The sequence below is a fragment of the Streptomyces mexicanus genome (assembly GCF_902506575.1).
Taxonomy (GTDB): Bacteria; Actinomycetota; Actinomycetes; order Streptomycetales; family Streptomycetaceae; genus Streptomyces; species Streptomyces mexicanus.
In genome coordinates, this window is sequence record NZ_LR732631.1 from 1 (window position 1) to 3,816 (window position 3,816).

A 3,816-nucleotide genomic window follows, 5' to 3' on the forward strand; every position below is an offset into this window, starting at 1 on the left:
GCCCCGCCCGGCACCGCCGTCCCGCCTGCCGCGTGCCGTACCGCGTTCGCCGAGGGCGTGGACCGGCTGCGGGCCGCCGCCGTGACCGAACCGGGGCGGCTGCGGGCCATCGGCGCCGTCCTCGCGCTGCTCGTCGTCGCCTTCGGCGCGGTCACCGCCTGGCAGACCACCGCACGGGCGTCGGCCGCCGACGACGTGCTGCACCGCAGCCAGCCCCTCAGCTCCGACGCCGCCGACATCTACCGCTCCCTGGCCGACGCCAACACCATGGCGGCCGGCGGCTATCTGGCCGGCCCGCAGGAGACGCGCGCCACCCGCGCGCGCTACGAGGCGGACATCCGCACCGCCGCCGCCAAGCTGGTCACCGCCGCCGCCAACTCCGCCCCGGGGTCCGCCTCCGCGGCCACCATCGACACGCTCAACCAGCTGCTGCCGCGCTACAAGGGCCTGGTGGAGTCCGCCCGCGCCAACAACCGGCAGGGCTTTCCGGTCGGCGGCGCCTACTTGCGCACCGCCAACGACACCATGCAGAACCGGATGCTGCCGGCCGCCGAGGACCTGTACCAGCGGGAGAACGAGCGGCTGCGCGCCGACTACGGGGACGCGACCCCCTACCCGTGGGCCGCGATCGCGCTGGGCGTCCTCGCCCTGGCCGCCCTGGCGTGGGCGCAGCACCGCACCTACCGGCGCACAAACCGGGTACTCAACCAGGGCCTGGTCGCCGCGACCGCCGCCACCACCGCCGTCCTGCTGTGGCTGGTGGTCGGCCACAGCGTCGCCCGCGCCGGCCTCGACGGCTCCTACGCGCACGGCGTGCGCTCGCTGAACGTGCTGCACGACGCCCGGATCGCCTCCCTGAAGGCGCGCAGCGACGAGAACCTGACGCTGGTCAGCCGCGGCGCCGAGACGAAGACCCGCGCGGACGGCACGGTCACGGACGCCTACGACTGGGCCTACGACCAGGAGATCGCCGCCCTGCGCACCACGCTGGCGCGGGCGTCCTCCCTCGCCGACGACGAGGCCGGCCGCCGGCCGGTGCGGGCGGCGAACGCGTCGATGACGGTGTGGACGTCCCGGCACGCGCGGGCCCGGCAGGCCGACGACGCCGGTGACTACCAGACGGCCCGCGACCGGGTGATCGGGGCCGACAAGGACGAGTCGACCAGCGTGTGCTTCGACGACGTCGACGCCTCGCTGGCCGCGGCGCTCGCCCACGAGACCCGTGAGTTCCAGCGGGCGGCGCGGGACGGGCGCAGTGCGCTGACCGGCCTGCCGGCCGGGTCGGCGGTGCTCGCGGTGCTCGGTGCGGCCGGTGCCGTGCTGGGCATCGGCCGCAGGCTGTCGGAGTACCGGTGAGAGGAGGCGAGAGCAAGGTGGAAGGCGGCGTGAGGATGCGCGTGGCGCGGTTGCGGGCCCGGCTGCGGGGCTGGGGCGGCGTGGGCGCGATGGCGGTGGTCTGCGCGCTGGCGCTGGCGTTCGTCCTGCTGCTGCCGGGCACCCAGGCGCGCACTCCGGGCGGCCCGGCCCTCGGCCACGGACACACGACCGAGGCCACCCAGGCCAGGGCCGGCACCTGCACGGACGCCACCGCGCAGAACCGGAGCCCGTCCCCGGCGAGCGCCACCGGGCCCGCCGTCCAGGCCATCAAGGCCCGCGGCTACCTGTCGGTCGGCGTCGACCAGAACAGCTACCGCTGGGGCTACCGCAATCCGAACAACGCCTCCGGCGCGCTGGAGGGCTTCGACATCGACCTGGTGCACCGCATCGCGAAGGACCTCCTCGGTGACGCGGACAAGGTCCAGTTCCGGGCGATCCCCACCAACGAGCGGATACCGGCGGTCCGCAGCGGCCGCGTGGACATGGTGGTGCGCACCATGACCATCACCTGCGACCGGCTGGAGCAAGTGGCGTTCTCCGCGCCGTACTTCCTCACCGGCCAGCAGGTGCTCGCCCCCAGGACGTCGTCCGTCACCGGCTACGACGCGAGCCTGGCCGGCAAGAAGGTCTGCTCGGCGACCGGTTCCACCGCCTACGACCACCTGTCCGCGGACAAGAAGGACGGCCGGCTGCCGGCGTCCACGGACATCTCCACCACCGTCCCCAACCAGCTGGACTGCCTGGTGCGGCTCCAACTGGGCGAGGTGGACGCGGTGGTGACCGACGGCGCACTCGCCGCGAGCCAGGCCGCGCAGGACCCCACGGTGGAGCTGAAGGGTCCCGCGTTCACCAAGGAGTACTACGGCGTGGCGATGAAGCTGGGTGCGGACGACCTGGTGCGTCAGGTCAACCGAATACTGGAGGACTACCGCAAGGACGGGGGCTGGAAGGCGTCGTACGACAAGTGGTTGCTCCCCACGCTGGGTAAGGAATCGGCGTCGGCCACCCCGCCGACGCCGGTCTACCGATGACCGGTGCCGCACGGGGGCGGCGGGCGAGCCCGCCGGCGGCCGGCGTACGACCGACGGAACATCACGAGCAGCGAGAGGTGATCGATGGGCGGCACGGACCCCGCCGGGCCGGTGCTGGACCGGGACGAGGTGGACCGTGCGCTGGCGCGGCTGGGCGCGGAGCACGAGGCGATCGAGACCTCGCTGCTGGCCCTGCAGGACCACGCGGGCCGCAGACTCCTGGAGGGTGCCGAGCTGACCGGCGTCACCAAGGAGCGCTGGGCGCGCACGGAGGCGTCGATCACGCTGCTGTGGGCGTACTTCGACGCCTACAGCGGCGCGCTGCGCACCGCCCGTGAGATCCGGGCCCGCCGCCGCTGGTCCAGCCGCGAGGACCTGGCGGAGCTGACGGAGCTGCTGCGCGGCGAGTGCGTGACGGTGCCCGGCGCGGCCGAGGCCGCCGCGGGCGCGTCCGGTCCCGGCCGGCTCAGCCGCCGCTTCACCCTGGCGGCGCTGGTGGAGCGGATGAACGAGCTGTACGCGGCCGGCCTGGACGTGGTGGTGGCCGCCGACGCGGTGTGGTCGGCGCTGCCCGCCCGCATCGACCTGCTCGCCGCCGAGCTGCAGCGCACCCGCCGGCTGGCGCACTCCGTGGGGGTCCGGCCCGGCGAGCACCCAGCCGGCGACGACCTGGAGCGCATCACGCGCACGCTGACGAGGCTGCGCGAGCAGGTGATCTCCGACCCGCTGGCGTTCTGGGTCCCGGCCAAGGGCAGCGCGGCGCCGGGCGGCGGCCGGCCGGACACCACGGTGTACGACCGCGAGGCCCGCGCGCTGGAGGAGGTGCGCCGGGAGATCGACGCCGTGCTCGGGGTGCGGCAGGACGCCGAGCAGCGGCTGATCAAGGTGCGGGACGTGCTCTCGCGCGCGGACCGCACGCTGGCCGAGGCGCGCACCGCGCGCGGCGAGGTGCTGGCGAAGATCGCCGCCACGGAGGTGCCGGTGGTCAGCGGGCCGCCGACGGCGCTGCACGAGCAGCTGGCGACGGCCGCCGAGTACCGCCGGCAGGCCCAGTGGCACCGGCTGTCGCCGCTGCTGGACTCCCTGGAGCAGAAGGCGGAGGACGAACTGGAGCGCGCCCGTGCGTCGTTGACGGCCGTGACCGCGCCGCTGGCGGTCCGCGCCGAGCTGCGCGGCCGTCTGGACGCCTACCGGGCGAAGGTGGCCCGGCACGGCCTGGCGGAGGACCCGCTGCTGGTGGAGCGGTACGACACGGCGCGCCGCATGCTGTGGAGCGCGCCGTGCGACCTGCGGGTGGCGGAGCAGGCGGTGCTGCGCTACCAGCAGGCGGCCGCCGAGATGCTGGGCGCCGCCCCGGTGCCCGGGCAGGGCGGGGCGCGGGACGACCGGGGGGAGTCGTGAGCCGGGC

At 75.2% G+C, this 3,816-nt stretch carries 3 protein-coding genes; all 3 read left to right on the forward strand.

Going from position 1 to position 3,816, the window contains the following annotated elements:
* Positions 1 to 1,356, forward strand: a 1,356-nt coding sequence (locus GV126_RS33800) for a GlnX family signal transduction membrane protein (RefSeq protein WP_159674988.1), incomplete at its 5' end; no start/stop codon positions are given.
* Between the two features lie 35 nt (positions 1,357 to 1,391).
* A complete protein-coding gene (locus tag GV126_RS33805) occupies positions 1,392 to 2,408 on the forward strand; it encodes a glutamate ABC transporter substrate-binding protein (RefSeq protein WP_159674992.1) in 1,017 nt (338 codons plus the stop codon).
* Between the two features lie 84 nt (positions 2,409 to 2,492).
* Positions 2,493 to 3,809 (forward strand): coiled-coil domain-containing protein, encoded by a 1,317-nt coding sequence (locus GV126_RS33810; protein ID WP_159674990.1) that lies wholly within the window; start codon positions 2,493 to 2,495, stop codon positions 3,807 to 3,809.
* Positions 3,810 to 3,816 lie beyond the last annotated feature (7 nt).